Genomic DNA, 26,739 nt, shown 5'->3' with positions numbered 1-26,739 from the left:
GCGCCCCGGACCAGCCCCGTCGCCAAGGTGGCGCCCGGCGCGCAGCCGTTCTGGCTGCGTCAGGGGATCGGGGCGGTCGACTGGAACCCCGGCGACTATCGGCGACCGAGTTGGCGCGATACGCCGCCGACGCGCGATCACCCAGGAGCAACTCGCAGAAGCCTCCGGCGTATCCGTCGAGACGATCCGCAAGCTGGAGCAGAACGAGCGCACCTCGGCCCGGATCGCCACCCTGAACAAACTCGCCAGGGCCCTCGGTGTGCGCACCTCTACCCTGTTCGGCACGTCGGCTCCGGCGGGGCGGCAGGCGGAGGACGAGGACATACCGCTGCTGGCGCTGCGTCGGTTGCTCGCTCCGGCCCGCGGCCTCGGTGGCGTGCCGATCGGAGAACTGGAGCCCGAGCCGCCGCGACGCGGCGACGTGAACGAGGCGATCTGGGCGGTTGACCGCGCCTATCACGGTGATGACTACCCGACGGCGCTCAACGCGCTCCCCTCATTGCTCGCAGACGCCTGCGTGGCGTTCGCCGAAGCGCCGGCCGACGCGCGGCCGGAGGCGGCACGTCAGTTGTCGCAGGCCTACCAGCTCGCCGGAACCCTGCTGATCCAACTCCGCCGGTTCGACCTGGCTCACCGGGCACTGGACCGCGCGCTCGACGCGGCCGACACCGCCGGAGACCGGCTGGTCGGCGCGGCGTCTGTGGTGTCCCTCTGCTGGCTGCTCCTCCGTCAGGGACGCTTCGACGAAGCCGAGCAGTTAGCGGTGCAGACCGCCGACCAGATCGAGCCGTCGTTCAACCACGGACAACCCGAGCAAACTGGCGACCTGGGGCTGGCTGATGCTGCGGGCGGCGGCCGCGGCCGTCCGCAATAACGGCGACGACACGGCCGGCGAGCTGTTGGCGGCGGCCGCCGCAGCGGCCACGCGGGTGAGCGGAGCGCGTCCGGTGCGAACGCCTGCGCCCGCCACAGTCGGCACATTCTGCGCGACGACCGTCGTGATGAAGCAGGTCGAGAGCTGTGTGATCAGCGGAGACACCGGCCGGGCGCTCGTCCTGGCCGAGGAGGTGAGGCCGAACGACCGACCGACGAGCAACAACCGGAACCGGCACCTACTCGACCTCGCCTACGCACAGGCGGACAACCGGCGCTTCGCGGAGGCGACTGAAACCCTGTTGCGGATACGCCGCGACGCCCCCGCGTGGCTGAGCCACCAGCGGTACGCGCAAGACATCGTGACCACGCTGGTGTCGGCCCGACGCCGCGCCATGACCGTCGAACTCTCCACCTTGGCGGACGCCGTCGGTCTGCAGCTCTGACCTCGCCAGGTCGGACAACTCGTCCCACCACCGTTCAGCGGCCGGGCCACCGTCGTACACCGCGCACCTTCACCGTCATGTCCCCCAGCAATAGCGTCGCCCTGCGGGTGCGGCGGTCGGCGGACAGCGGAGAGCCCCGGCCGCCGCGCTCTTCCGACAGGCGGAGGGGGGAACCGTGGGGCAGCTCAAATGGTCACGCTGGCTGAGTGCGCACGCACCCCAACGACCGACGTGGGTGTGTCCGCGCTGCCAGCGGGAGTGGCCCTGTCCGCCGGCGCGGTTGCAGCTCCGGGCACGGGCCGGCAACCGGATCGCGCTCGCCGTGCAGATGGCCAATTACCTGTACCTCGCGATCGGTGACCTCACGATCTCCGACCTGGACCTCAACCCCGAGGACCTGTACGACCGGTTCGTGGGCTGGACGCGCTACCGCCCCGACTGAAGCTCCGTCCAGCAGTCGTGGGTGCCATCGTGGCCGACGGGTGGCGCCCGGTCACCGGGCAGGCGGTGGAATACGAGCCCCGGCCGAACCTGCGCGTTCCGGTCACGCTTCTCGTGGAGCGCGCATGACCGCCCGTCCCGCGCCGGGGCGACGGCGGTGCATTCGTCGCGACCGTCGGACCCGGATTTCGGGTACCTGACAGGAGATGGCAGGTACGGCCGACAGGATGTCGGGCGGAGGTCGAGAACGACCCGCTCACCGTTGAGAGAGGCAGCATCACCCATGACCGGAATCGCCACGCTCGCCATGGTCAGCCTGGACTGCTCGGACCCGGCCGCGCTCGCCGAGTTCTACAAGCGCGTGCTCGGCTGGGAGATCACGCACAGCCAGGACGAGTACGCGATGATCAGCGACGGCAAGACGTCGATCGGGTTCGGACGGATGGAGAACTACGCGCCGCCGGCCTGGCCGGACTCCGTCGCGCCCAAGCGCTACCACCTCGACCTCTACGTCGACGATCTCGACAAGGCCGAGGCGCAGTGCGTGGAGTGGGGCGCGGCGAAGCCGGACTTCCAGCCCGGCGAGACCTGGCGGGTGCTCATCGACCCGGCCGGGCACCCCTTCTGCATCTGCCAGAAGTCTTAGGAGCCAGACTGCCTGGATGGCAGTGATCATGTTTCGGGCGGCGCGGGCGGACGAAGCGGCGCACCTCACGGAGCTGGCCCTGCGCTCCAAGGCGCACTGGGGCTATGACGACGAGTTCCTCGACGCCTGCCGGGCCGAGCTGACGCTCCGTCCCGACGAACTGGCGGCGCGGCGGATCATCGTGGCCGAGCTGGCCGGGCAGGTGCTCGGGTTCTACGGCGTGGAGGGCACGCCACCGGACGGTGAGCTGGGCCACCTCTGGCTCGACCCCGCGTCGATCGGCACCGGGATCGGCCGTCGGCTCTGGGAGCACGCGCTGCGGACCGCGGACGCGGCCGGCTTCACGCGGCTGCGGATCGAGGCGGAGCCGTACGCCGAGGGCTTCTATCTCGCGATGGGGGCCGAGCGGATCGGTGAGACCCCGTCCGGGTCGGTGCCCGGCCGTGTCCTGCCATTGCTGCAGGTCAACCCCGCGCGGCCGGCCGGTCAGCGGGCATAACAGCGAAACGCCTGGCTGGCCCTTGCGGACCGGCCAGGCGTTCGCCTGTTCAGTGGCGGTGGTGAAGGGATTTGAACCCTTGGAGGGCTTGCACCCTCACACGCTTTCGAGGCGTGCTCCTTAGGCCGCTCGGACACACCACCGCCGAGAAGGGTACCCGACGTTCGCCGGGACCGTCGTAGGGGTATGCCGCGAGTCGACCTGGCAGGATCAAAGCCATGAGTACGCACATCGGAGCGAATCCCGGAGACATCGCCGAGCGGGTCCTGATGCCCGGCGACCCGCTGCGGGCCAAGTGGATAGCAGAGACCTACCTCGAGGACGCCAAGTGCTACTCGACGGTGCGCGGCATGTTGGGCTTCACCGGCCGCTACCAGGGTGTCGACGTGTCGGTGCAGGGCTCCGGCATGGGGATGCCGTCGGCCTCCATCTACGCCCATGAACTGATCAACGAGTACGGCGCGAAGACCCTCATCCGGGTCGGGTCGTGCGGCGCGTTGAGCGAGGACCTGAAGCTGCGCGACGTGATCGCGGCGAGCGGCTCCTCGACCGACTCGAACATGAACCGGATGCGGTTCGACGGGCTGATCGACTACGCCCCGGTCGCCGACTTCGGGCTGCTCCGTACGTCGGTCGAGGTGGCCGAGCGGCGCGGCATCCAGATGCGGGTCGGGCCGATCCTGGCGGCGGACGCCTTCTACACCGACCGGCCCGACCTCTACGACACGCTCGCCGACTACGGCGTGCTGGCGGTGGAGATGGAGTCGGCGGCGCTCTACACGATCGCCGCCCGCTACAAGTGCCGGGCGCTGACCCTGCTGACGGTCAGCGACCACATCAAGACCGGAGAGAAGACCACCGCCCAGGAGCGCGAGCAGACCTTCGCGCAGATGGTCGAGGTCGCCCTCGACACCGCGATCGCCTGACACCCCCACTGAGATCCGCGTGATCACGGAGTAGTTCCCGCGCGTCGGCCGCGTGCCGCCCCGGGAATTCCCTGATCACGCGGATCTCTGCATTCATCGCCAGCGCGCTGTGGCGCGGGTGGGTGTGCCGTGGACAACAAACTGTACGACCGATCGGTTTGTTTGTCGTACGCTCCCTGCTGTGACCACCGATGGCCGGCTCGCCCGCGGCGCCCGCACCCGCACCGCTGTCCTCGACACCGCGGTCGCACTCGCGACCGAGGCCGGACTCGACGGCCTCTCCCTCGGCCAGCTCGCCGAGACGCTCGGCGTCAGCAAGTCCGGGCTCTTCGCGCACTGGCGATCCAAGGAGGAGCTGCAGCTCGCCACCATCGAACGGGCCCGTGAGCAGTGGGCCGAGCAGGTGGTCGCCCCGGCGATGCGGGCGCCCCGCGGGGTCCGGCGGCTCTGGGCGCTGCACGTGTCCCGCCTCGACTTCTACGCGGCCGCGGTGCTCCCCGGCGGCTGCTTCTTCGCCAACGCCGAGTTCGAATACAACGCCCGCCCCGGCCCGGTACACGACCGGCTGGCTGAGCTCCTCGCCGAGTGGATCGCGTTCGTCGAGCGGCTCGGCACCGAGGCGATCACCGCCGGCGAGCTCGCCGCCGAGGTCGACGTGCGACAACTGGCGTACGAATTCGAGGCCGTCGGTCTCAGCGCCGTCATGCGGTCCCGGCTGCTGCCGTCCGAATCCGCCTACCCGTTCGCCCGGCGCGCGGTGCTCGACCGGCTCCGCGCCGCATGCCCCGACCCGACCCTGCTTCCGGAGGACTGAGATGAGCATGCTGGCTGACGCCCTGGACGTCGAGCACGGTCACGTGCAGCCGATCCCGGTGCACTTCGATGACCTCGACGCGATGAGGATGGTGCACAACGCGCGGTACGCGGTGCTGTTGGAGCGGGCCCTGAGCCTCTACTGGTCGGAGCGCGGGCACTCCTTCGAACAGGGACGGCCCACCTCGCCCGACATGTTCCACGCGGTCCTCGAGTTCACCATCCGGTACCGCGCGCCGATCCGCGGCACCGGCGACGTGCTGGTGCACTTCTGGCTCGAGCGGTTCGGCGAGACGAGCGGGGTCTACCGGTTCCGCTTCCTCTCGCCCGACGGCGCGACCGTGCACGCCGAGGGGGAGCGCGTGGTCGTACGGCTCGATCCCGCCACGCTGCGCCCGGCGCCCTGGACCGACGCCGCCCGCGCCGTGGCCGACACCCTGCTGAAGACCGCCGTGACCGGGGAGTAAGACGCGCGCGTCGCCGGCGCCAAGCTGCACAACTGGCCGGCGCTGCCCGATGATCCGACCGTGCGGAGGGCGCGGGGGTTCGGCGGGGGTCAGCGGAAGAAGGCGCGGAGGATGGCGGCGCACTCGGGCTCCAGGACCCCGGCGTAGACCGCGGGTCGGTGGTTGAGCCGCCGGTCGCGGACGACGTCCCACAGCGAACCCACCGCCCCCGTCTTCGGCTCCCAGGCCCCGAAGACCACAGTGGAGATCCGAGCCAGCACGAGCGCGCCTGCGCACATCGTGCAGGGTTCGAGGGTGACGACGAGAGTGCAGCCTTCCAAACGCCAGGCGCCGACCGCGGCGGCCGCCCGGCGCAGCGCGAGGATCTCGGCATGCGCGGTCGGGTCGCCGCTCAGTTCCCGTTCGTTGCGCCCCACCGCGATCTCGACGCCGTCCGGGTCGTAGATCACCGCGCCGACCGGCACGTCCCCGGACGGCCCGAGCGGGACGGGCGCGGCGGGACCACCGGCGGCCACGTCGGGTTCGTCGGCGACACCGGTGCGCAACCCGGTCGCGGCCAACTCCAGCGCCCTGCGCATCCACACTTCGTGGCGTTCCCGCCGATCACCGGCCCCCGGCTGTGGCACACCACTGGACGGGGTCACGCCTCGCGCAGCTCTTCCACTTCGTCACCGCAGCCGATCGCCTGGCACAACTCGGCCGTCACATCGGCGGGGAGCATCCCCTCGCGGGCGCAGAGCGCGAGCAGGCGGTGCCCCGAGACGCCGAGATCGGCGAGGAGGTCGGCGTCGCCCACCGGGTCGGCATCGGGATCGGCGACCGGCTGCTCGTCGTCATCGTCACCGGAACGCGTGCGGGAGACCTCGGTCGGGTCGATTTCCACTGGCGCCTTGATGTCCCCGACGAGCAGCGCGCCGAGCCGCGACTCCTCGGCGAAGGCCGAGTCGGAGCCGAAGATGCGCAGGTCCTCGCCGTCGTCGAGCCGGAGGATCGCCAGATAGGTGTCGTCGGCCTCGACGAACAGCAGGGAGAGCTCCGCGTCCGGGTCCACGTCGCGGAGTCGGTCCGCCACCTCTTCGATGTCCGCGACGCCACCGAGGTCGACCTCAGCGGCGCTCCAACCAGCCGAGCCGCGCGCCACGCCAGCCGCGAAATAGGGCACGTTTCCCCCACATATGTCTGCGGCGCTCCGGAAGCACCACTGCGTCTACCTTGTTGTCACGCGTGACGGTAGCTGGTCACCTGGGCGGCTGGCGCGTCAACGCCCCGAAGGGCGGGATTGGACCAAACAGAAGGTGGGTCAGTTCGCCGATCGACGTCGGTTGGCGATCAGCTCACGGATGCGCTCCGGGCGCCCGCGTCGGGGTTGCTCACCCTCCCGCACCGCCTTGGCTCCGGCGAGCTCGGCGAGGAGCTGTATCCGGCGGCGGCTCCTGACGGGGTCGAGCCGCTGCGCTGTCCAGACCATGCCGCGAGCGTGCCGACTGGGGACCTATTCGTCAAGCCGGTCGCAGCCCGCAGCCGCCCGCACACGGTCCGCCCCGCAGACGCTCACGATTCATGTCGCGGGAGACGCGGAGAGTCACCACAAGGGCCAATCCCCGCTGCTCGCCCACCGCACGGCGACGGCGATCGCCGCGATCGCCCATCCGACGGCGGTGAGCATGGCGACCCCCGCGGCCACACCGCGGTCGCCGAACCGGGCCAGCCCCAGCGCCACCACCCAGGCGACCGCGCCCGCGAGAAGCGTCCACCACGCGTAACCGCTCACACTGCCGCCCAGCAACCCGAAGAAGAGCAGCCACAGCGCGGTCGCGCCGGCGCCGGCCGCGATCGCGCCGGGACGTACCGGGTGGGGTTCGCGGTAGGTGGGTCGCGGCGGGACGGCGTGCAACGACGGGGCGGACGGGAAGAGACCGGAGGGGGTACGCATCGGCGCGGCCGGCCAGGGGGACGGAACGGGCGCGCCGGGCGACGGGATCGGCGCACCGGGCGGTGACCAGGTCCCGGGCGGCACGGCAGCGCCCGGCGTGGACCAGGTCGGGGGCTCCGCCATCACGCCGCTCCTTCGCTCGCGACTGCCGGTTTCGCCGCAGCATACCTGCGGCTCGGCGGCGCGCGCCCGGGTTGCCCGGGAGCAGCGCGCGGCGGGGTCTGCCAGGATGGGCCGCATGTCAAGGGGAGGAACGCGTGGCGCGGCTCCGGTCGGGCACAGGTTGGTGCCGCTGGCCACGCTGCTGTCGGTGACGCTCACGGCCGGCTGCGCGCAGGGCCACCCGCCACTTCCCGGTGCGACCCCGACGCCGGCGGCCGGTACGGCGAGCGCCGGAAGCGCGCCGGCCCCGACGACGCCGGCGGCGAGCGCGCCCCGCGCGACCGGCACGGCGACCCCGGCGGTGGCCAGCAAGGGGCCGACCAACTGGCGCTATGTCTTCCCGGTGCCGGGCGGGAACGTCTCCTACCACCCGACGCACTCCGCCTACCCGGCGACGGACATCTTCGCCGACTGCGGGATGCCGGTGGTGGCGGTGGCCGACGGGCGCGTCGTGGAGATCAGCCGGGTGGACAGGTACAGCAAGAGCGGGCCGGACGGGCCGCTCAACGGCGGCCGGTTCGTGTCGCTGCTCGGCGATGACGGGGTGCGCTACTACGGCTCCCACCTGACCGACGTGGCGATCGGCATCGAGGCGGGCACACGGGTCCGGGCCGGTCAGCGGCTCGGTACGGTCGGTCGGTCGGGGAACGCCAACAACGTCTGCCACCTGCACTTCGCGATCTCGCCGCCGTGCGCGAAGACCGGGGACTGGTGGATCCGCCGGGGTGTGGTGTGGCCGGCGCCGTTCCTCGACGCCTGGCGCAAGAAGACGAGCAAGTCGCCGGTCGACAAGGTCAACTCCTGGCACCGCGATCGCGGCTGCCCGAAGGCGCCGTAGCGCCGCCGCCGGAACGTCCGCCGGCCGTTGGTTTCTAGCGGACCGTGCCCTCGCTGGTGCGGATCCCGTCCGGCACGGGGGCCAACTCGGCCTTGGCGACCGAGCCGGCGACGATGATGCCGGCGGTGATCGCCAGCGTCACGGTCACCCGGAGCAGAGCGCGCCGTAGCCGCGACCCCATATTGTCCTGATAAATCACGTCATGACGGTAGCTGCCACGTAAGCCGAGTTCCAGCGACCGCGCGGGAGGGACTGGCGCGTCCCGACGCGGCACGGCCCCGGTCGGGCGAATTCGGCGATGTGCGAGAGTCCTCCGCGTGAATGTCGCGGTGATCGGGCTCGGTCTCATCGGCGGTTCCGCGCTGCGGGCGCTCGCCCTCGCCGGGCACGCGGTGTACGGCTACGACGCCGACCCGGCCACCCGGGCCACGGCCCGCACCGCCGCGGCGCAGGCTCCCGCGGGCGCCAGGTGGCAGGTCGTGCCGACCGTACGGGACGCGGTGGCGCGCGCGGAACTGGTCGTCATCGCGGTCCCGCTGCCGGCCGTGCCGACCGTCCTCGACGAGCTGGCGAACGTCGGATACACCGGGCTGGTCACCGACGTCACCTCGGTCAAGACCCCGGTGCAGCTCCTGGTCGAGCAACGCCTGCACCGTCACAACCGGCTCGCCAGCTTCGTCGGCGGTCATCCGATGGCCGGCCGCGAGACGTCCGGCTTCACCGCCGCCGACCCCGCGCTCTTCACCGGCTGCGCCTGGGTGCTCTGCCTGGAGCCGCGGGTCACCGCGCTGACCGACTGGCTCGACCTCGCCGCGCTCGTCACCTCGCTGGGGGCGCGGGTCGTCCCGGCCACCCCCACCGAACATGACCGGGCGGTCGCGACGGTCAGCCACGTACCGCATCTGCTCGCCGCCGCGCTCGCGGTCACCGCCGCCGCCGACCCGCTCGCCGGCACCCTCGCCGCGGGGTCCTTCCGGGACGGCACCCGCGTCGCGGCGAGCCAGCCGGAGCTGGTCGCGGCGATGTGCGGTGGCAACGCGGCGGCCGTGCGACCCGCGCTGGACGCGGTCCTCGAATCGCTGCAGCGGGCACGCGCCGCACTCGACGCGGGCGAGCCGATCGCCGCGCTGCGGCCCTGGCTCGCCCCCGGCTGTGCGGCACGCACGGCATGGCCGCCGGTGCCGGGCAACCCGTTGGAGCTGCCCGCGCGCGCCGACGCGCTGCTGCGGCTCGGGCGGGCCGGAGGGTGGATCACCGCCGTGGCCGACGATCGCCGGACGGTGACCGCGGTCAGACCCGTGGTCTCCGAACCCGCCGGCTGACCGACGACCCGCGACGCCCCCGAACTTGATCGGCAGCGTCATCGACGGGCACGGGTTACCGTAGCGACCATGGCTGCCCGGGACGCGATCGCCGACCTGCGGCAGATCGCGTTCCTGCTGGAGCGCGCCAACGAAGCCAGCTTCCGGGTACGTGCCTTCCGCTCCGCCGCGAACGGTCTCGGCGTTCTTCCCCCCGCGGAGCTCGCGGCCCGCGCCGAAGCCGGGACGCTGACCGAGCTGGCCGGGGTCGGTGAGGTCACCGCCCGCTGCGTGGCGGAGTCGCTGCGCGGCGAGGAGCCGGTCTACCTGCGGCGGTTGGCGGCGACCGAAGGAACCGATCTGGACGAGGCGGCGGCCGCGCTGCGCAGTGCCCTGCGCGGCGACTGCCACACCCATTCGAACTGGTCGGACGGCGGTTCGCCGATCGAGGAGATGGCGCTGGCGGCGGTCGGCCTCGGCCACGAGTACCTCGTCCTCACGGATCACTCGCCGCGGCTCACCGTCGCCAACGGGTTGAGCCCGGACCGGCTGCGCCGCCAACTCGATCACGTCGCCGCGCTCAACGCGGAGCTGCCCGAGGGCTTCCGCATCCTCACCGGGATCGAGGTCGACATCCTCGCCGACGGCTCGCTCGACCAGGAGGACGAGCTGCTGGCGCGCCTCGACGTGGTGGTCGGCTCGGTGCACAGCGGGCTGAAGGACGAGAGCGCGAAGATGACCCGGCGGATGGTGCGCGCGGTCGCCAACCCCCACCTGGACATCCTCGGCCACTGCACCGGACGGATGGTCGCCAAACGGCCCGCGGGGGTGAGCGGCGCCGGCGACCGCGCCCACCGCGCGCGGAGCCGCCCGGAGAGCAGCTTCGACGCCGACGCGGTTTTCGCCGCGTGTGTGGAGCACGGCAAGGCCGTGGAGATCAACTCACGGCCCGAGCGGCAGGACCCTCCGAAGCGGCTGATCCGGGTGGCGCTGGAGGCGGGCTGTCTCTTCGCGATCAACACGGACGGGCACGCGCCCGGGCAACTCGACTGGCAGCGCTACGGGTGCGAGCGCGCCGCGCTCTGTGGGGTGCCGGCGGAGCGCGTGGTCAACACCTGGAGCGCGGAGCGCCTGGTCGAGTGGGCCGCGTCGCGCGTCCGGTGAGGCAGGACCGGGCGACGGGTCAGCGCCGGGCCGGCTCCGGCACCGCGGCGAGCGTTTCCGCCGGCTGCTCCACGATCGGCCGGCGCCGGGGGCCGAGCAGCCCCTGCGACACGGCGACGCCGGCGAGCACGATCAGCGCGCCGACCGGCTGGTACCAGGCGAGGTGCTCGTCGAGCCCGATGACCCCGATGAGGACCGCGAAGATCGGGATCAGGTAGGTCACCGTCGACGCGGTGCTCGCCCCGGCGAGGCGGATGTTGCGCAGGTTGATCACGAAGCCGAGCCCGGTGCCGAGCGCGCCCAGCGCCAGGACGCTGGCCACGACGTCGAGCGAGAGCCGGGTCGGCGCGGGCGGGGCGCCGGCGATCAGCGGCGCGACGATCGCGAATTGTGCCGTGGCCAGCAGCAGTTGAGCGGCCGACAGCGCGACGCCGGATTCGGGACGGCCGGCGATGAACCGCTTCTGGTACGGAATCGCCAGGCCGTAGCAGGCGGCCGCGCCGAAGCACATGAGCTGCCCGGCGAACTGCGCGCCGCCGACCCCCTCCCACACCCCGAGCACCACGAGGACCCCGAGGAAGCCGAGCGCCATGCCGACCCCGCGGCGCGCGGTCATCCGCTCGGTGCGGAAGACCAGCACCGCCATCGGCAGTACGACCAGCGGGGTGGTCGCGTTCCAGATGCCGGCGAGCATCGAGGAGACGCGCTGTTCGCCGTAGCCGAAGAGGGTGAACGGCAGCGCCACGCCGATGGCCGCGATCACCGCCAGGTGCAGCCAGAGCCGGGGATCGCGGGGCAGCCGGTCGCGCAGCACGGCCAGCACGACGAGCAGGGTGAGCGCACCGGCTCCGACCCGTCCGAGGGCGACGTAGACGGGGTGCAGCTCGCGGATCCCGATCTTGATGAACAGGAAACTGCTACCCCAGATCGCGGCGAGGGCGAGAAAGCCCGGCAGCCAATCGCGGAGGTCGGCCCGGTCAGGAGCGGTTGCGGCGGTCACCCCTGACACTTTGCCGCAGGCGTACGACAATGTCCCGCGACTTTCGGACACTGTGTTGCCGACCGGGACCACTCATCTCTCCGCGCTGCGCGCTCACCGACCCGCCGACGGGAACAGCTGGACGAATTATCGGATGCGTCACGTAGGGTCGTTCCGTGGGACGAATTGATGACCTGGCCAACCGATACGTTGATGAGTGGGCCCCGCTCAACCCGGCCGGCGCGACCTACGTCGGCATCCCGGGGCATGACGATCAGCTGGACGACCTGTCGCCGGAGGGGTTCGCGGCGCAGGCCGAGCTGACCCGGCGCACGCTGCGCGACCTCGACGTGGCGGACCCGGAGACCGAGGCCGAACGGGTCGCCAAGGACGCGATGACCGAGCGGCTCGGCCTGGAGCTGGCCCGTTACGACGCGGGCGAGGCGACCAGCGAGATCAACGTGATCGCCAGCGCGCTCCACGGGCTGCGCCAGGTCTTCGACCTGATGCCCGTGCAGGGCGAGGAGGCGGTGCGCAACATCTCGGCCCGGCTCAACCAGTTCTCCCGCGCCGTCGACCAGTACAAGACGACGCTGCGGGTCGCCGCCGACGCCGGGCACGTGAGTCCGCGCGCGCAGATGGTCGAGGTCGCCAAGCAGTGCGACATCTGGACCGACCCGCAGGGTGACAATTTCTTCCACGGGCTGGTCGGCCGTCTTCAGGCCGACGGCGCGCTCGCCTCCGACCTCAAGCGCGGGGCCGCCGCGGCGACCGCCGCGACCGCGCAGTTCGGCCAGTTCCTGCGGGAGGAGCTGGCGCCGCGCGGGCGGGAGAAGCAGGCGGCGGGGCGGGAGCGTTACCAGCTCGCGTCGCAGTACTTCCTCGGCGCGAAGATCGATCTGGACGAGACGTACGCCTGGGGGTTCGCGGAGCTGGCGCGGCTGGAGGGTGAGATGCGGGCGGTCGCGGCCCGGATCGTCGGCCCGGGCGCGAGCATCGACGACGCCGTCGCCGCGCTCGACGCCGACCCCGCGCGCAGCATCCAGGGTAAGGAGGCGTTCCGCGACTGGATGCAGGCGCTGGCGGAGAAGGCGATCGGCGAGCTGCACGGCACGCACTTCGACATTCCGGAGCAGGTCCGGCGCATCGAGTGCTGCCTGGCCCCGACCAGCGACGGCGGCATCTACTACACCGGCCCGAGCGAGGACTTCTCCCGCCCCGGCCGCATGTGGTGGGCGGTCCCGCAGGGGATCACCGAGTTTTCCACGTGGCGCGAGGTCACCACGGTCTACCACGAGGGGGTGCCCGGCCATCACCTGCAGATCGCGCAGACGCAGGTCCGGGCCGAGTTGCTCAACCGCTGGCAGCGGCTGCTCTGCTGGTGCTCCGGGCATGGCGAGGGCTGGGCGCTCTACTCGGAGCGGCTGATGGACGAGCTCGGCTACCTGGAGGACCCGGGCGACAAGGTCGGCATGCTCGACGGGCAGGCGTTCCGCGCCGCGCGGGTGATCGTCGACATCGGCATGCACCTGGAGCTGGAGATCCCCCGCGACAACCCGTTCGGTTTCCACCCGGGCGAGCGCTGGACGCCGGAGCTGGGCTGGGATTTCATGCGGGCGCACTGCCGGGTGCCCGACGAAAACCTGCGGTTCGAGCTCAACCGCTACCTGGGCTGGCCCGGCCAGGCTCCCTCCTACAAGGTCGGTGAGCGGATCTGGTTGCAGGCCCGCGAGGACGCGCGCGCCCGCAAGGGCTCCGCGTTCGACCTCAAGGAGTTCCACCGGGACGCGCTCAACCTCGGCGCGCTCGGGCTCGACCCGCTGAAGTCGGCACTCGGCCGACTCTGAGACGACGGTCCGCGTGATCAGGCGAGCCGACACACCGCCGTCTGGTCACGCGGACCGGGCCGGGCCGCTGGCGGGGGTGCTGGTAGCCGACTTCTCCCGCGTCCTGGCCGGGCCGCTGGCGACGATGACCCTGGCCGACCTCGGCGCCGACGTGGTCAAAGTGGAGCGGCCGGTCTCGGGCGACGAGACGCGCGGCTGGGCGCCGCCCGTCGCCGCCGACGGCACGGCCACCTACTACCTCAGCGTCAACCGCAACAAGCGCAGCATCGCGCTCGATCTGTCCACACCCGACGGTCGGCAGCTGGCCCGCGAGCTTGCCGTCCGCGCCGACGTACTGGTGGAAAACTTCGCGCCCGGCACGATGGAGCGTTTCGGGCTCGGCTACGACGCCCTCGCCGTCGACAATCCCGCGCTGGTCTACGCCAGCGTGACCGGCTTCGGCCGCGACGCGGGCGCGGCTCTGCCCGGCTACGACTTCCTGGTCCAGGCCGTCGGCGGGCTCATGTCCATCACCGGGGAGCCCGACGGGGAGCCGACCAAGGTCGGTGTCGCGCTGGTCGACGTGCTCGCCGGGCTCCACCTCGCCACCGGAGTCACCGCCGCGCTGCTCGCCCGCGCCCGCACCGGACGCGGTCAGCGGGTCGAGGTATCGCTGCTGGGCGCCCTGATGGCGAGCCTGGTCAACCAGGCTTCCGGGCAGCTCAACGCGGACGCCGAACCCTCCCGCATGGGCAACGCCCACCCCAGCATCGCGCCGTACCAGACGTTGCGCACCGCCGATCGGCCGATCGCGGTCGCGGTGGGAAACGACCGCCAGTTCAGCCGGATGGCCGCCGTCGTCGGTCTCGACACCGACCCGCGCTTCGCCACCAACCAGTCCCGGGTACGCCACCGCGAGGTGCTCGTCGCGGCGCTGGAGAAACTGTTGTCCGCGCGCCCGTCGGCGCACTGGCAGGCGGCGCTGCAGTCGGCCGGGGTGCCGTGCGGACCGGTCAACACCGTCGCCGAAGGGCTCGCCCTCGCCGAGCGGCTGGGCCTCGCGCCGATCGTGCGGCAGGAGCGCGACGGCGTCGACGTGCGGACGATCGCCAACCCGGTCGGGCTCTCCGACACCCCGGTCAGCTACCGCCGGCCCCCACCCGGCCTGGGCGAGCAGACCGCGGAGATCACGGAGTGGCTGGCCGGCGAGCGGCGGCGTCCGTAGCTCTCCTCCCCCTACCCACTGAGCCCGATTGCTCACATGTCACAAACCGGCCGCCTGAAATCCACCCTGCGGTCCGGCGCCCGTCCGGGTCGGAACGGTGCACTGCGTTTGCCGATCGGCGCACCGGGCAGCCAGTTGATAGCCGGCGCGCGGATGTCCCGTACCCGACCTCTGCCGGGAGGCGTCATGACCGCACCCACCCTGACAACCCGACCCGCGGCACAGCCGGGTGCACAGGCTCCGACCCGCACCCTGCGGGTCGTCCACTTCTCCGACACCTACCTCCCGCGGCGGGACGGGGTGATCGCGTCGCTGCACACCCTGACCGACGCGCTCGCCGCGGTCGGACACGACTGCCTCACCGTGGCGCCGCACCACCGCCAGCAGCCGGACCTGCCGGACCTGCTCGCGCTGCGCGCGCTCTCCTGCGGGCTGGCCGACCTACGCCTGCTGCCGTGGCCGACGAACGCCCACGTCGAGCAGATCGCGGCCTGGCGGCCCGACCTCATCCACGTGCACACTCCCGGTCCGGTCGGGCTGCTCGGCACGTTCGCCGCGCAGCGCCTCGGGTTGCCCGTCGTGCACACCTATCACACGGACCTCCACGCGTACGCCGAGGCGTACCGCGTGCCGACCTCGGCCGTGCGGCTGCTGGCGAAGCTCTACGCCCGCCGCCTCGGCGTCACCGCCGGCCACTGCACGGAGCGCGGCCGGCACGGCGCGGTCGACGCCGTCAACCGTCTGCTGCTGCACGACGCCGACGCGGTCATCGTGCCCACCCCGGCGGTGCTCTCCCGGGCCGCTCTGCCCGTGCCGCAGGAGCGCGTCTTCCTGGTGCCGGCCGCCGTTCCGCCTCCGCGGGGTGCGGTCAGACCCGCCGAGTTCCGTGACCGGCACGGCATCGCGCGCCCGGACCGGATGGTGCTCTTCGTCGGACGGGTCAACCGGGAGAAGGGGGTGGATCTGCTGCTGCCGGCGTTCGCCCGGATCCTGGCCGCCGAGCCGCGGGCCCGCCTGGTGCTCGTCGGCGCCGTCTATGAGCGGCGCTGGCTGCGCCGGCTGATCCGTCGCGCCGGCGTCGCCGACCGCGTGGTGATCACCGGACAGCTCGCCGGCGACCAGGTGGCGGACGCCTACGCCAGCGCCGATGTGCTGGCTTTCCCGTCCCGTACGGACACTCAGGGGCTCGTCCTGCAGGAAGCCGCGTTGGCCGGCGTGCCGAGCGTGCTGGCCGATCCGGTGCTGCACCGCACCGGCGCGCTCGGTGACACAACGGTGCTCGCCGACGCGTCCCCGGCCGGCTTCGCCGCCGCGGTCATCCGGCTGCTTGGGGACCCCGAGGCCGCCCGCCGACAGGGTGCGGCGGCGCGGGCGCTCGCGCTGCGGCACACCCCCGAGCGGTACGGGGCGGCGATGTTGGACGTCTACCGGCACGCGCTGGCGCAGCGGCGGCAGTCCGGGCAATGAGCGGGCGGGCGCCACCGGGGGCACGGCGCCGGCCCGCAGGTCCGGGAGCGGGGATCAGCCCAGGGAGACGTTGAGGCTCGGTCGTCCGGTCAGGATGTCGGAGTTCACGAAGACGAGCTGCATCTCGGGCTTGTCAAAGCTGATCTTCGGCAGGGTCAGCGGGATGCCGTTCGGCGGGACGGGCGAGGACGGCGTCAGCGTGAGCTTGAGCGGCCCGATCCATCCCACGAACCGGCTGGCGTAGAACTTGACGTCGCCGCGCACGGTGAGCGCGGGGGTCTGGAACCGCATCGTCTTGCCGGCGGGCCCCGGCACCTGCAGGAGGAAGTCGTCCGTGACCGCCTCGCTCATCGAGAACTGCAGCACCTCGGTCGTTCCACCGCCCGCGGTCGGCAGCTTCACGATGCCGTCGATCTTCAGGTTGCGCATGGTGACCTTCGATCCGGTCAGCAGCGACGGCTTCTTCGCCACCAACGGCTGCCCGGGGGCGGGGGCGAGGCGCTTCACTCCGGCGGGCGGGGCCGGATCCGCCGGCTCGGGCTTCGTCGGACACGCGCCCGGTCGCCCCACCGGCGGCGTCGGCAGCGGCTTGCCGTCCGGACCCAGCGTCGGCGCGACAGCGGTCGGCGTCGGCGCCGCCTCGGGCTTCTTGTTGTTTCCCCCGCCGAACAGCCCGACGATCCCGTCGATGATGTCGGTGAGCAGGTTTCCGTCATCGTCAGCACCGGGCTTTGGAGTGGGGCTGCCGCTCGGTCCCGGCGACGGCTTGCCCGCCGGGGCGCTCGGGGTCACCGACGGCAGGCACGGCGCGGCCTGCGCGGGGCTCGCCGCCCGTGTGGTGACCAGCCCGATCGCGGATACGCTGAGCAGGACGAGGGTGATGGCCAGCAGGCCCGTGTCGCGCTGCGACCGTGACGGGCCCTGCCCGGCCGGCGGCTCGACCGGCTCCGGCTGGCTCATCGGGTTACGCGGCTTCGGCAGCGCGTCCGTCACCGGCGCCGTGCTGTCATCGCCATCGAGTTGATCATCCGACGATCGCGCGGGCGTCTCGTCCGGGCTCGCGGCGGGGTCGCCGGCGACGGCCTCCGTACGATCGGCTTCATCGACCGGTGCCGGCGACCGCGACGGGACCCAGGCGAACCCGAGAGCGCCACCGACCATGCCCAGCAGCAGACCGATGAAGAAGCCGCCGAGGTTGACCGCGATCAGCGAGAACACCGCGGTCATCGACCCGACGATGGCGTAGAACATCCGCTGCTGCGGGGTGAACCACATCAGCAGACCGCAGGCGACCAGGATGGTCGGGATCAGCCAGGACAGAAAGCCGGTCGGCCCCATCTGGAAGCTGAGTCCGTCCAGCTTCATCTGGGTGGACCCGAAGATCTCCAGACCGGCGATCAGCGTGAGCAGCCCACCCCAGAAGGGGCGGGCCCGCCGCCAGTGGCGGAAGTCGTGCCAGCCCCGGGCAAGTGCGCCGCTGCGCACGTGCTGTGGGTTCGCGGTTGTCACGTACTCCTCCTGCGATCTGGCGGATGCGGCGGGACCAAGGCCCGCGGACGACGCCATCCGCGGGCCTCGTACCTAGCTCAGAAACATTCCTTGGCGTCGTCGCCCACGTTGAGGTTGAGCTTGAGCCCGGTCAGCGTGAAGGTCCCGGCGCTGGTCGAGCGGGCCACCTGCTGGAGGCCGTTGATCTCGATCCGCGACGCCTGCTGCGCGAAGGCGCCGGACTCACCCTTGGCCGTGACCGGCCCGGCGTCGACGGTGCCGGCGTCGCGCCCGATCTGGATGTTGGTGAACTTCGCGTCGCCCGCGAGCGACTCCATGTCGATCATCAGGTTGGTGGCCTTCGCGGGCTTCCCGCCACCACCGGCATTGATGGTGAGCACGATCGGCGCGTTGGGGACCTTCACGGACTGGCAGAGGTCGTAGAGGTCGGCGGTGCGGATGCCGGAGACGGCGACCGGCCTTTCGTTGCCGTCCTTGTCCTTGACGACGCCGCCGTACTGGACAAAGCCCCTGCCGTCGAGCTTCGTGGCCGAAACCTTGAAGGTCTGGCCGGAGACGGCGAACGACGCGGCGATCGCGCCGTTTGCCATGCCGAAGACGATCGCGCCGGCGACCGCGGTGGCGGGCACCATCATGACGGCGAAGCGGCGCCAACGGGTGCGTCCGTGCACCGGGCTGCCTTGCGGATCCTTCACGGGTCCTCCTCGATCGGGGTCGCCGACGCGGCGGGCGGCGGGGGCGACTCGGAGCTGTATGGGGCCCTACCGTTCGGCCATTACCGGCCAGTAACGAGGCGTGCGGCTGATGGTGCAACGAAAGCGATCCGGCTCACAACCCCCTACCTACGGTGCCGTAACCTGATCGAAATTGGAAAGCGCGGTTCCGCTACTTTCGGTAGTTCAGTCGTTGACATTTCGTGATGGCGATCGGTGATTAACCGGACTAATCGCGCGCAACATCACCGAATCGCACTCGCTGACACATCAGCATCACGGTTGCGTAACAACCGGTACGAGCGATCAAATTGAAACCCCGAGGACGTTGTTTGCGCACAGTTGTGCGCATCACAAACGCGGCGCCGGTTCCCGTAACCACACACCGGCCATGAATGACCGAACGCCCGGCGGCTCGACCCTCATCGGGCCGAACCACCGGGCGCACGTGGTCCGTAGCGTCAACGACGCGCCGGGCGCTCCTGCGAACTGCGCTGGTTCGGCACCCCGGAACCGTCCGTGGACGTGGGCGGAACGACGTCCGCGAGCGTCCCGTCGTCGTCCGCCGCACTGCGCGGACCCTTCGGCACCGTGCCGCCCCCGGTCTGAACCTGCTCCTCCGGCCGGCCACCACGCAGCACGAAGATCACGCCGAGCACCATGGCGAGCAGGCCGAGCACGCCGAGCGCCAGCGGAGCCCAGAGCCGCACGATCCCGATCTGCTTCGCGCTGTCGCCGGCCCGCTTGGCGCTGTCCTTCACCGTCGCGGGGGTGTAGCGGAAGTCCGCGTCCAGGAGCACGGTCGATGCGCCGGTGTCCGGCACGAACTCCTTGCGCGGCTGGTCCCGGAAGTCGACGTAGAGCCCGGTCGTGGGCTCGATCCAGAACGTCCGGGTCGTGCTGTAGATGACCCGGCCACCCTGCGCCTGCGGGGCGAAGCGGCTACGAAGCGCGCTGAGGCTGTCCGGGGCGATCGTCAGCTGCTCCTCGGGGATTTCCTGCTCGAAGCGGTAGACCTCGACTCCCCGCACCTTCATCACCTCCTTGAACTGCGCGGGCCTCGCCCGGCGCAGATCGCGGTCGTAGACGAGGTAGTCCTTCTTCTCCGTGTTGAACGGGAACTTGTAGACCTGACCCGAGTAGTCGGCCGGCAGACCGGTCCCGTCCTCGAGCCACGCTTCGTCCCACTTCGCGGCGGCACCCGTCCGCCGGTCGATGGCGAGTTCGGTGCTGTAGGCGTTGATCTCGACGTTGTCGTCAATCCGACGGACGGTCTGGTAGACGTCCCAGACCATCGCCTTGCTCTTGAGGTCGCCCTTCAATTTCTCCTGGGTCAGCTTCGCCTGCGGCAGCACCTCGACCGTCGTGCGCAGGTCGCCCTTCTCCACGTCGATCCCAGTTTTTTTGATCTGCATAAACCGCGCGTTCGACGCTTCCGCGATCGACTTCGACTTCCCAAGGTCGTACGGCAGTTGGCTCACCGCCGGAGCGACGAAGAGCGGCAGTCCAATAGCGACAATCAGGAACAAGACGCCCAGCCCGAAGAGCGCGGCGCCGACGATCCGCTTCACTAGTCCTCCCAAACGATGGTGCTAGGTGGCGCCGGTGGGCCGGGTGCCGAACATGTAGCTGACATGCTCGTAACCCGCCCTTAGCATGGCGGCAGGTTACTCTCCGGTCACCTTGTTCGGCGACCCCCTGGACGTCTGATGTTCATTGCCCCGCCAGCGGCCATGCCGCGTCTGCCCTCCCTCGATGGTCTGCGCATGGTGGGGGCGCTCGCAGTCGTGGGTACCCACGTCGGCTTCATGACCGGTACGACGACCGGCACCGCCTGGGGTGGCTGGACAGCCCGGCTCGACGTCGGCGTCGCGATCTTCTTCGTGCTCTCCGGATTTCTGCTGTTCCGCCCGTACGCCTACGCCGCGGCGGTCCGGCAACCGCGGCCGAAGACCGGGCGTTACCTGTGGCGCCGGGCGCTCCGCATCCTGCCGGCGTACTGGGTAGCCGTCGTCGCGTGCATGACGCTCCTGCCAGCGAACGCATCGTCGTCCCTGGAGAACTGGGTCCGGCACCTCACGCTGACCCAGATCTACGCGCCGCTGCAGCTGCGTCCCGGCCTCGGACAAAGCTGGAGCCTCGCCACGGAAGCAGCGTTCTATCTCGCGCTGCCGCTCTTCGCGATCTTCGCGCTCGGTCGGCGTTGGCGTCCCGTGAGGACGATGCTCGTTACCACCAGCACGCTGCTGGTCACCGCCGGTTGGGTCGCGGCCATGGCGATGGGTGACATCAGCCGGGCGCTGCCGACGCTATGGCTGCCCGCGTACGCGGCATGGTTCGGCGGCGGGATGGCGCTGGCCGCCGCGCACGTCGCGCTCCGCACCGGCACCGCCCCTCCGCGCTGGCAGGTTCTCGACACGCTCGGCGCCGCTCCGTTGGCCTGCTGGGCGATCGCGCTCGCACTGCTTGCGGTGGCGACCACCCCGTTGGCCGGACCCCGATTCCTGGTTGAGCCCACCGCCGCACAGTTCGGCATCAAGCAGCTGCTCTACCTCGGCATCGCAGTGCTGATCCTGATATCCCTGGCGTTCGGGCCGGCGACCCGGACGAAGGCGGTCTTCAGCACGGCACCCGTCCGCTGGTTGGGCACCATCTCGTACGGGCTCTTCCTGTGGCACATGCTCGTGCTGGAACTCATCTATCTCCTCGGTGATCGGCAGCCCTTCACCGGCGGCCTGCCGAGCACGTTCGCGATGACGCTCGGCGGCGGCCTGGTGCTCGCGACGATCAGCTACTACGCCGTGGAGCGGCCGTTTCAGCGCTGGTCGGCGGCGCCGACGCGGCGAGGCGGGACCGTCGTGCCGCGGCCCCGTGCGGGCATGGCGACCGAGAGCCACAGCGCCACCAGCGTCGCCAGCACGGCGAGCTGAGGGGCGGCCGCGGTATGCGGTTCGGCCACGGTCATCGACTGCCATCCGGCCACGGCGAAGAAGGCGACGGGCAGGAGCCAGCGTAGGGACCGACGCGCGCGCTCCCACCGCCACCGGTCGGACGTGGAGAGATGCTCGGACACCCGTCGCCCACCCACAACCATGATCACTCCGACGATGACCAGACCGATCGCCGCCGTCCCGCCGAATACAAGTAACGCGACGCCACCGACCGCGGCCAGCAGCCACCGCCGCCGACGCTCGCGGCGGGACGGGACGGGTGTGACGGTGTTCGAGCGTCGCGTCGGCAGCACCGCGAGCAGCAGCACCCCGGCGACGAGGCCCGCACCGGCGACGAGACCGGTCCGGTACGGCGTGTCGGGCGTGAAAGACAGCACGACGGGGCCGCCGACACCGGCGGGAACGACCCAGCCCTGTTGCCACCCGTCCACGACGATCGGCACCAGTGTCTTGCCGGCCGCCGTCGCCCGCCAGCCGGGGTTCGTGTTCTCGCGCAGTGCCAGCACCCGCTGGACCGGGTGCGGGTCCAGCTGCAGCTGACGCTGCGTTGTCGACCACTTGTCGATGCGGACCGGGGTGCCGGCCTGCGGCGAGGTAGGTCGCCCATGAGTCAGCGCGATCCGCACGGGGGTGACCACGTCTGTCGCGGCACTCATCAGGTGCGACTCGCCTGCGTCGACCGGCACAGTGCCGTCACCGCGCAGGCAGACCCGGGCCGGTACCTCCCGCAACTCGAGGAGTTCCCGCAACGTCGCCGTGAACGTCGTTTCCAGCCGGATCCCGCCGACCCGGAGGCTCGGACCCTCTCCGCACGGCACCGTGACCTGATCGTCGAGTTGCGCGCGCCGGCTCGTCCCGGATGGCAGTACAGCAAGCTCACCGACCCCGATCGGCAGCAACGTTCGCCGGTTCGAGTAGGGGTCGTAGGACGTCATCGGGATACCGGCGGAGAAGAGCACGGTGAGGGTCCGGGTCGTCAATGGCTGGTCGAACGTGAACACACCGTCCAGGTTGAACTTTCCGGCCAGGATGCCGTTGTCCCCCACCACCTGCACCCGGTCGGGCCGGGTGGCGCCGAGCTCCGGTGGGAGGGTGAAGCGCAGACCCGTCAGCTTGTGCGGCTCCTGCCACGCCAACCGCAACCACGGGTTCGGGTCGCCGACCGCCGGCTGCCATGCGGTCGACGGGCTTCCGTCGAAGATCGCGCCGGCGCGGGCAGCCGGGTCGGGCAGCCGGGTGGACGACGCGGTCACGGTCGGCCTCTTGTCGCGCCCGGCGAGCTGGCGGTCGAGCAGCTCATTCAGCTGCGGGCCCGGCCGAGGCCGTACCGAGAGAGTCGGGGTGTACCGACCCCCCTGCGGCAACGTCACCGTGCGGTCGATCTGCTGGCCGTCCTCAGAGCCGCGCGACACCCCCTCCGCGCAGCGGGCGCTGTCGCTGAGGAAGAAGCAGGAGGCGGCGCTGGGCGCGGCGCTGGCAACCACCGTCGAGACGGTCCCTGCGTTCGGAGGGGCAGGGACGACGAGGGTGCGTTCCGCGGTCACGCCCGGAATCTCCAGCTCGGCGATCCCGACGGTGCCGCTGTCGATCCGGGTGGCGACCGCCGCGTCGATGACGACCCGTACGCGTTTGCTGGCGACATTGCCGGGCAGGCGCACGTCGGCGACACCGTCCACGACGTCCGCCGTCGCGCTCTCCGCCCCGGCGCTGACCGAGACCCGGGTTGGCCACACATCCGCGTCGAGATCGACCCGCAGCCGCAGCTGCGAAAGCTTGCGCGGTTCGGCCAGCTCCACCTCGAGCCACTGTCCCGCCGGTGTGCTGCCCGGTGCCGATCGCCACGATGTCGCGGGATCGCGGTCGAGCGCCGCGAACGCGTGGTGTGCCGGTCGGGTGCCGGAGAGCCAGTTGGCCTGGCCCCAGGAACTGGACGCGGAGACACGTTGCACGCCCTCGTATCGGACGACCGTCGTCTGATCATCGCCCCATGCGGGCAGGAAGTCGGCGGCCGGAGCGCCGAGGCGCGGTCGCTCGGAAGCTTCCTGGGTGCTCGACGTGCTGTCGTACGGCAACCCGAACGCGACCTCGCGGCGACGCAGTCCGTCCGTGACGGCGACCCGCCCTGGCTCCAGCCGCTTGCCGAGGTCCCCGGCGAGCACGGTCGGGGCCGGCGGCAGCTGCCCCGCCGCCGCGAGCTCCAGCAGTGATTCGGGTCCGCCGACCACTGTCGTCACGTCCCGGGCCTCGTACGCGACCACCCGATCCACGGCCTGTTCGACCTCGAAGACCTCGATCGCCCGCACGGGGACGTCCAGCCCCTGGTCGACGTAGCTCCCGAGCAGCTTGTCGCCGCCCACCTCCGGCCCGAACCCGGCCACTGACCGCATCCCCGGCGAGCGTTCCAGAGCCTGGTGCACCAGCAGCGGGCGGGCGGCGCCGGAGGCGCCGTAATTGAGGTCGGAGCGAACGAGCAGGTACCGCACCCCGGAGCGGGCCAGCAGATCGGCGAGCCCCGGCGAGCCGGCTCCGTTGGCCAGGACCGATTCGATTGCGTCGAGCAGCCGCACGGTCGTCGGCGGTGTCAGGGGGATGGCATTGCGGACGCCCCACCCGCCCCGCATCAGGGACTGGGTTATCTCGTCCGTCGGGCCTCCCCAGCGGTACTGCGGAAAGCGCGCGGCCGGCACGACCAGCACATGTTCGTGGTCGAGGTTTTTGTCGAGCCACTGCGAAGCGTCCCGCCAGTAGGCCGGAACGGTGGCGTAGCTGCCACGGACCGGCAGCCCACCGGCGAGCGCCGGGGTCGCAGCGACCGCGATCGCACCTACTGCGGCGACGGTGACCGCGATCGCCCGCCTACGGGCCGGATGCGCGGAGGTTCCGGCGACGGCGGCGGACCGTTGGAAGGCGCCCAGCAGGTGCGCCATCCCGAGCACGAGGGGAAGTCGCAGCACCACGTCGAACTTGTGCACGTTGCGCAACGGCGCGCCGGCATGGTCGAGGAACTGCCGCTGCAGGTCGGCTGCGATGCCGTCGACCGAGCCGATGTGTCCGAGCCCGACCAGGGCGAGACCGACGAGGAGCCCCGTGATCAGAAATCTGCGGTGCGGCATGCCACGCCGGGCGAGTCCCGCGACACCGAGAGCTGTCACGGCGAGAGTCGCCGCGACCAGCAGCGGTTCGGTCGCCAGCCGCCATCCGGCCGACCACGCCGGGCCGTGCGCGTCGGCGTAGTAGCCCAACCAGTGCGAGGCGCCGCGCATCACGGCGACCGAGTCGGTAACCCGGGTCGTCACCTGCGCCGTCTCGATGTAGTCGAGAAATGGCGGACTGTAACGACCCAGGACCAGCAGCGGGACCAGCCACCAGGCGGTGGCGCAGCCGATCGCGACGCACCAGGCGACGATGGCGAGGATCCGGCGACGCAGCGGCTGCAGAGTCGCGAGCAGGAGCAGTGCCAGCGGCACCACCGCGAGGACGGCGGTCGCGTTCGCACCTCCGGCACAGACGACAGCGATGGCGGATCGGGTCACCGCCGCGCGCAGGGATGCTCCCCGGCGTAACCCGGCGAGGGGCACGAGCACCCAGGGCGCCACGGCGCTCGGCCACGCCTCGACGGAGATGGCGCCCATCTCGGTGAGCAGTCGGGGGGAGAGCGCGAACGCGACACCGGCGATGAGCCGCGCCGTCGGCGTGCCGATCCGCAGTCGACCGGCGAGCGCGACGACGCCGCTGAAGGCGACGCACATCAGCAACGCCCACCACAGCCGCTGCACGACCCAGGGCGGAATGCCCAGAACGTGGCCGCCGGCGAAGAACGGTCCCATCGGCCAGAAGTATCCGTACGCCTGGTTCTGCAGCTGTCCGAAGGTGCTGTCGGGGTACCAGACGTGCGCCGCCCGCTGGAGCCAGCCCACCGGGTCGACCACGAGGTCGCTCTTCGAGTCGGCAACGGTCAGACCGGGTTGCTGCAAAAAGGACAGTGCGGTCAGCAGGGCACAAGCGGCTACGTTGCGCAGGCGCCACACCGCTCGCGAGGCCTGGTTGACGCCCGCTGGGGGCGGCGCTCCGACCGCTGTCGGCCGCATGGCGTCCCCTCCTGCCGTGGTCGCCGTCATTGGTTTCCGTCCCGGTCGCGCCATCGGGCCATTGCGGGGGCCGTGACGCAGCCCATAGTGTGGCGCGATCGCGAAGACTACTCGGCAGTAGGAGCAGGTGTGCACACCCTTGTCGCCCCCGGACAGCACGTGCTCTTTCTGAACTGGCGGGACACGGGCAACCCCGAAGGTGGGGGGTCGGAGGTCTACGTCGAGCGGATCGCCGGGGAACTCGTCGCCCGTGGGCACCAGGCAACCATCCTATGTGCCGCATATCCGGGCGCATCGGACGAGGAGGTAAACGACGCCGGGGTCCGATTTCTGCGCCGGGGTGGGCGGCACACCGTCTATTTCTACGCCGCGCTGATGTATTTGGCCGGATTCATCGGTTTGGGGCGGCTTGCGCGGTCCGGGCTCGGCCGTCCCGATCTGCTCGTCGACGTCTGCAACGGACTGCCGTTCCTCTGCCGGCTGTACTCCCGACGCCCGGTTGTCGCACTGGTGCACCACGTACACCGCGAGCAGTGGTCGGTGGTGCTGGGCGCGGTGGGCGCGCGGTTCGGTTGGTGGGTGGAGTCCAGGCTCGGTGTCCGCGTCTACCGCAACTGCCGGTACGTCACCGTTTCGGCGGCCACCCGCGACGAACTCTCGATCCTCGGGGTCGAGCCCGAGCGGGTGACGGTCGTGCACAACGGCACGCCGGAGATGCCCACGACGCCGACCGCCAAGACCTCCCACCCGTCGCTGGTGGTGCTCTGCAGGCTCGTCCCGCACAAGCGGGTGGAGGTCGCGCTCCGGGCGGTGCGCGAGCTGGTGGAGCAGTTCCCCACACTTCGACTCGTCGTGGCCGGACAGGGCTGGTGGGAGCCGCAACTGCGGGAGCTCGCCGAAGAGTTGGGCATCAGTGATCGGGTGCGGTTCGCGGGTTTTGTTACCGATGCCGAGAAGCACGAGCTGCTCTCGTCCGCGTGGGTCGCGCTCACCCCGTCATTGAAGGAAGGGTGGGGACTGACCATCGTGGAGGCCGGTGCGGTGGGCACGCCCACGGTGGCCTTCCGGGAGGCGGGCGGCGTCGCCGAGGCGGTCGTCGATGGCCGGACCGGATGGCTCGCCGACGACGAGCCCGACTTCATCAAGCGCGTGCGGGAACTGCTCGCAGACGGCGACCAGCGCAACGCGATGGGACAGGCGGCACAAGAGCACGCCGCCCAGTTCACCTGGGCGGCGTCGGGAGAACGGTTCAGCAACCTCGTCGCGGCGGTCACGGCAGTCGCCGTGCCGCCGGCGATCGAGTCCTACCTGTTGCCGTAGACCTCGGGCTGCTCGGCAGTCTGAGTGTTGGCGGCGTTCTGCAGCGATACCGTCAGCAACGGAGCCACCGCCGCGACGCCCAGCACGGCGAGCACCGCACCGACGACTCCGGCCAGCAGCAAGGTGAGCGGCTTGGGCATTGCAGCCTCCTT

General features: G+C 71.3%; 27 protein-coding genes and 1 tRNA gene. 16 read left to right on the top strand and 12 right to left on the bottom strand.

What is annotated here, in order from left to right:
* The first annotated feature begins 97 nt into the window (after positions 1 to 97).
* From AB0J06_RS20340 to AB0J06_RS20320, 5 genes are all read left to right on the top strand, one after another.
* Positions 98 to 874: a helix-turn-helix transcriptional regulator gene (locus AB0J06_RS20340; RefSeq protein WP_357430504.1), complete on the top strand. Its 777-nt coding sequence runs from the start codon at positions 98 to 100 to the stop codon at positions 872 to 874.
* Positions 840 to 1,319: a hypothetical protein gene (locus AB0J06_RS20335; RefSeq protein ID WP_357430501.1), complete on the top strand. Its 480-nt coding sequence runs from the start codon at positions 840 to 842 to the stop codon at positions 1,317 to 1,319. The genes AB0J06_RS20340 and AB0J06_RS20335 overlap by 35 nt, the downstream gene beginning before the upstream one ends.
* Positions 1,320 to 1,494: 175 nt before the next feature.
* Positions 1,495 to 1,761: a hypothetical protein gene (locus tag AB0J06_RS20330; RefSeq protein WP_357430500.1), complete on the top strand. Its 267-nt coding sequence runs from the start codon at positions 1,495 to 1,497 to the stop codon at positions 1,759 to 1,761.
* Positions 1,762 to 2,043: 282 nt separating this feature from the next.
* On the top strand, positions 2,044 to 2,406 hold the full coding sequence (locus tag AB0J06_RS20325) for a VOC family protein (RefSeq protein ID WP_357430499.1): 363 nt from the start codon (positions 2,044 to 2,046) through the stop codon (positions 2,404 to 2,406).
* A gap of 16 nt (positions 2,407 to 2,422) precedes the next feature.
* Positions 2,423 to 2,905: a GNAT family N-acetyltransferase gene (locus AB0J06_RS20320; protein ID WP_357430498.1), complete on the top strand. Its 483-nt coding sequence runs from the start codon at positions 2,423 to 2,425 to the stop codon at positions 2,903 to 2,905.
* A gap of 53 nt (positions 2,906 to 2,958) precedes the next feature.
* Here the strand turns inward: AB0J06_RS20320 and AB0J06_RS20315 are convergent.
* Positions 2,959 to 3,048, bottom strand: a tRNA-Ser gene (locus AB0J06_RS20315).
* A gap of 75 nt (positions 3,049 to 3,123) precedes the next feature.
* Between AB0J06_RS20315 and deoD the strand changes: the two genes are divergently transcribed.
* From deoD to AB0J06_RS20300, 3 genes are all read left to right on the top strand, one after another.
* Positions 3,124 to 3,831, top strand: a complete 708-nt coding sequence (gene deoD / locus AB0J06_RS20310; RefSeq protein ID WP_357430497.1) for a purine-nucleoside phosphorylase — start codon at positions 3,124 to 3,126, stop codon at positions 3,829 to 3,831.
* Positions 3,832 to 4,012: 181 nt separating this feature from the next.
* Positions 4,013 to 4,645, top strand: a complete 633-nt coding sequence (locus AB0J06_RS20305; RefSeq protein ID WP_357430496.1) for a TetR/AcrR family transcriptional regulator — start codon at positions 4,013 to 4,015, stop codon at positions 4,643 to 4,645.
* A 1-nt stretch (position 4,646) separates the two neighbouring features.
* Complete coding sequence (locus AB0J06_RS20300) at positions 4,647 to 5,111, top strand: thioesterase family protein (RefSeq protein WP_357430495.1); 465 nt, start codon at positions 4,647 to 4,649, stop codon at positions 5,109 to 5,111.
* Positions 5,112 to 5,200: 89 nt separating this feature from the next.
* Here the strand turns inward: AB0J06_RS20300 and AB0J06_RS20295 are convergent, their stop codons facing one another.
* The 4 genes from AB0J06_RS20295 to AB0J06_RS20280 form a co-directional block, all read right to left on the bottom strand.
* Positions 5,201 to 5,689, bottom strand: coding sequence for a nucleoside deaminase (locus tag AB0J06_RS20295; RefSeq protein WP_357430494.1), 489 nt, complete (start codon positions 5,687 to 5,689; stop codon positions 5,201 to 5,203).
* Positions 5,690 to 5,751: 62 nt separating this feature from the next.
* Positions 5,752 to 6,273 (bottom strand): tRNA adenosine deaminase-associated protein, encoded by a 522-nt coding sequence (locus AB0J06_RS20290; protein ID WP_357430493.1) that lies wholly within the window; start codon positions 6,271 to 6,273, stop codon positions 5,752 to 5,754.
* 138 nt (positions 6,274 to 6,411) lie between these two features.
* The gene (locus tag AB0J06_RS20285; protein ID WP_357430492.1) at positions 6,412 to 6,579 is read right to left on the bottom strand and encodes a hypothetical protein; all 168 of its coding nucleotides are present in this window, start codon (positions 6,577 to 6,579) and stop codon (positions 6,412 to 6,414) included.
* Positions 6,580 to 6,693: 114 nt separating this feature from the next.
* Positions 6,694 to 7,044 (bottom strand): hypothetical protein, encoded by a 351-nt coding sequence (locus AB0J06_RS20280; protein WP_357430503.1) that lies wholly within the window; start codon positions 7,042 to 7,044, stop codon positions 6,694 to 6,696.
* 238 nt (positions 7,045 to 7,282) lie between these two features.
* Here AB0J06_RS20280 and AB0J06_RS20275 point away from each other — a divergent pair, with 238 nt between their 5' ends.
* Complete coding sequence (locus AB0J06_RS20275; protein WP_357430491.1) at positions 7,283 to 8,044, top strand: M23 family metallopeptidase; 762 nt, start codon at positions 7,283 to 7,285, stop codon at positions 8,042 to 8,044.
* 34 nt (positions 8,045 to 8,078) lie between these two features.
* Here the strand turns inward: AB0J06_RS20275 and AB0J06_RS20270 are convergent, their stop codons facing one another.
* The gene (locus AB0J06_RS20270) at positions 8,079 to 8,243 is read right to left on the bottom strand and encodes a hypothetical protein (RefSeq protein ID WP_357430490.1); all 165 of its coding nucleotides are present in this window, start codon (positions 8,241 to 8,243) and stop codon (positions 8,079 to 8,081) included.
* A gap of 118 nt (positions 8,244 to 8,361) precedes the next feature.
* Here AB0J06_RS20270 and AB0J06_RS20265 point away from each other — a divergent pair, with 118 nt between their 5' ends.
* A complete protein-coding gene (locus tag AB0J06_RS20265) occupies positions 8,362 to 9,366 on the top strand; it encodes a prephenate dehydrogenase/arogenate dehydrogenase family protein (RefSeq protein ID WP_357430489.1) in 1,005 nt (334 codons plus the stop codon).
* A 69-nt stretch (positions 9,367 to 9,435) separates the two neighbouring features.
* A complete protein-coding gene (locus AB0J06_RS20260) occupies positions 9,436 to 10,509 on the top strand; it encodes a PHP domain-containing protein (RefSeq protein WP_357430488.1) in 1,074 nt (357 codons plus the stop codon).
* Positions 10,510 to 10,528: 19 nt separating this feature from the next.
* On the opposite strand, the gene AB0J06_RS20255 is transcribed toward AB0J06_RS20260, so the two are convergent.
* On the bottom strand, positions 10,529 to 11,509 hold the full coding sequence (locus AB0J06_RS20255) for a DMT family transporter (protein WP_357430487.1): 981 nt from the start codon (positions 11,507 to 11,509) through the stop codon (positions 10,529 to 10,531).
* A 155-nt stretch (positions 11,510 to 11,664) separates the two neighbouring features.
* On the opposite strand from AB0J06_RS20255, the gene AB0J06_RS20250 reads away from it, so the two are divergent.
* The 3 genes from AB0J06_RS20250 to AB0J06_RS20240 all read left to right on the top strand — a co-directional run bounded on the left by AB0J06_RS20250 (position 11,665) and on the right by AB0J06_RS20240 (position 16,006).
* Positions 11,665 to 13,335, top strand: coding sequence for a DUF885 domain-containing protein (locus tag AB0J06_RS20250; RefSeq protein ID WP_357430486.1), 1,671 nt, complete (start codon positions 11,665 to 11,667; stop codon positions 13,333 to 13,335).
* Between the two features lie 13 nt (positions 13,336 to 13,348).
* The gene (locus tag AB0J06_RS20245) at positions 13,349 to 14,539 is read left to right on the top strand and encodes a CoA transferase (protein ID WP_357430485.1); all 1,191 of its coding nucleotides are present in this window, start codon (positions 13,349 to 13,351) and stop codon (positions 14,537 to 14,539) included.
* Positions 14,540 to 14,725: 186 nt separating this feature from the next.
* Complete coding sequence (locus tag AB0J06_RS20240) at positions 14,726 to 16,006, top strand: glycosyltransferase (RefSeq protein ID WP_357430484.1); 1,281 nt, start codon at positions 14,726 to 14,728, stop codon at positions 16,004 to 16,006.
* Positions 16,007 to 16,060: 54 nt separating this feature from the next.
* Here the strand turns inward: AB0J06_RS20240 and AB0J06_RS20235 are convergent, their stop codons facing one another.
* The 3 genes from AB0J06_RS20235 to AB0J06_RS20225 all read right to left on the bottom strand — a co-directional run bounded on the left by AB0J06_RS20235 (position 16,061) and on the right by AB0J06_RS20225 (position 19,799).
* On the bottom strand, positions 16,061 to 17,515 hold the full coding sequence (locus AB0J06_RS20235; RefSeq protein WP_357430483.1) for a DUF6114 domain-containing protein: 1,455 nt from the start codon (positions 17,513 to 17,515) through the stop codon (positions 16,061 to 16,063).
* A 77-nt stretch (positions 17,516 to 17,592) separates the two neighbouring features.
* The gene (locus tag AB0J06_RS20230; protein WP_357430482.1) at positions 17,593 to 18,210 is read right to left on the bottom strand and encodes a DUF6230 family protein; all 618 of its coding nucleotides are present in this window, start codon (positions 18,208 to 18,210) and stop codon (positions 17,593 to 17,595) included.
* Positions 18,211 to 18,689: 479 nt separating this feature from the next.
* Complete coding sequence (locus AB0J06_RS20225; RefSeq protein WP_357430481.1) at positions 18,690 to 19,799, bottom strand: DUF3068 domain-containing protein; 1,110 nt, start codon at positions 19,797 to 19,799, stop codon at positions 18,690 to 18,692.
* A gap of 138 nt (positions 19,800 to 19,937) precedes the next feature.
* Between AB0J06_RS20225 and AB0J06_RS20220 the strand changes: the two genes are divergently transcribed.
* Positions 19,938 to 21,158 carry an acyltransferase gene (locus AB0J06_RS20220; protein WP_357430480.1) on the top strand — a complete coding sequence of 407 codons (1,221 nt, stop codon included), beginning with the start codon at positions 19,938 to 19,940 and terminating at the stop codon, positions 21,156 to 21,158.
* Here AB0J06_RS20220 and AB0J06_RS20215 read toward each other — a convergent pair.
* Positions 21,044 to 25,153: an alpha-(1->3)-arabinofuranosyltransferase gene (locus AB0J06_RS20215; protein ID WP_357430479.1), complete on the bottom strand. Its 4,110-nt coding sequence runs from the start codon at positions 25,151 to 25,153 to the stop codon at positions 21,044 to 21,046. The two genes, AB0J06_RS20220 and AB0J06_RS20215, sit on opposite strands and share 115 nt — an antisense overlap.
* 243 nt (positions 25,154 to 25,396) lie before the next feature.
* On the opposite strand from AB0J06_RS20215, the gene AB0J06_RS20210 reads away from it, so the two are divergent.
* The gene (locus AB0J06_RS20210) at positions 25,397 to 26,587 is read left to right on the top strand and encodes a glycosyltransferase family 4 protein (RefSeq protein ID WP_357430478.1); all 1,191 of its coding nucleotides are present in this window, start codon (positions 25,397 to 25,399) and stop codon (positions 26,585 to 26,587) included.
* On the opposite strand, the gene AB0J06_RS20205 is transcribed toward AB0J06_RS20210, so the two are convergent.
* Positions 26,572 to 26,727: a hypothetical protein gene (locus tag AB0J06_RS20205; protein WP_357430477.1), complete on the bottom strand. Its 156-nt coding sequence runs from the start codon at positions 26,725 to 26,727 to the stop codon at positions 26,572 to 26,574. The two genes, AB0J06_RS20210 and AB0J06_RS20205, sit on opposite strands and share 16 nt — an antisense overlap.
* Between the last annotated feature and the right edge of the window lie 12 nt (positions 26,728 to 26,739).

This window comes from Micromonospora sp. NPDC049679, assembly GCF_040659735.1.
Taxonomy (GTDB): Bacteria; Actinomycetota; Actinomycetes; order Mycobacteriales; family Micromonosporaceae; genus Micromonospora_I.
This window is presented reverse-complemented; position numbering and strand designations above follow the sequence as displayed.

Coding starts and splice junctions, on each gene's coding strand:
- AB0J06_RS20335 (WP_357430501.1), top strand. CDS start 840: ATGCTGCGGGCGGCGGCCGCGGCCGTCCGCAATAACGGCGACGACACG.
- AB0J06_RS20325 (WP_357430499.1), top strand. CDS start 2,044: ATGACCGGAATCGCCACGCTCGCCATGGTCAGCCTGGACTGCTCGGAC.
- AB0J06_RS20320 (WP_357430498.1), top strand. CDS start 2,423: ATGGCAGTGATCATGTTTCGGGCGGCGCGGGCGGACGAAGCGGCGCAC.
- deoD (WP_357430497.1), top strand. CDS start 3,124: ATGAGTACGCACATCGGAGCGAATCCCGGAGACATCGCCGAGCGGGTC.
- AB0J06_RS20300 (WP_357430495.1), top strand. CDS start 4,647: ATGAGCATGCTGGCTGACGCCCTGGACGTCGAGCACGGTCACGTGCAG.
- AB0J06_RS20295 (WP_357430494.1), bottom strand. CDS start 5,689: ATGCGCAGGGCGCTGGAGTTGGCCGCGACCGGGTTGCGCACCGGTGTC.
- AB0J06_RS20285 (WP_357430492.1), bottom strand. CDS start 6,579: ATGGTCTGGACAGCGCAGCGGCTCGACCCCGTCAGGAGCCGCCGCCGG.
- AB0J06_RS20280 (WP_357430503.1), bottom strand. CDS start 7,044: ATGCGTACCCCCTCCGGTCTCTTCCCGTCCGCCCCGTCGTTGCACGCC.
- AB0J06_RS20275 (WP_357430491.1), top strand. CDS start 7,283: ATGTCAAGGGGAGGAACGCGTGGCGCGGCTCCGGTCGGGCACAGGTTG.
- AB0J06_RS20260 (WP_357430488.1), top strand. CDS start 9,436: ATGGCTGCCCGGGACGCGATCGCCGACCTGCGGCAGATCGCGTTCCTG.
- AB0J06_RS20240 (WP_357430484.1), top strand. CDS start 14,726: ATGACCGCACCCACCCTGACAACCCGACCCGCGGCACAGCCGGGTGCA.
- AB0J06_RS20220 (WP_357430480.1), top strand. CDS start 19,938: ATGTTCATTGCCCCGCCAGCGGCCATGCCGCGTCTGCCCTCCCTCGAT.
- AB0J06_RS20205 (WP_357430477.1), bottom strand. CDS start 26,727: ATGCCCAAGCCGCTCACCTTGCTGCTGGCCGGAGTCGTCGGTGCGGTG.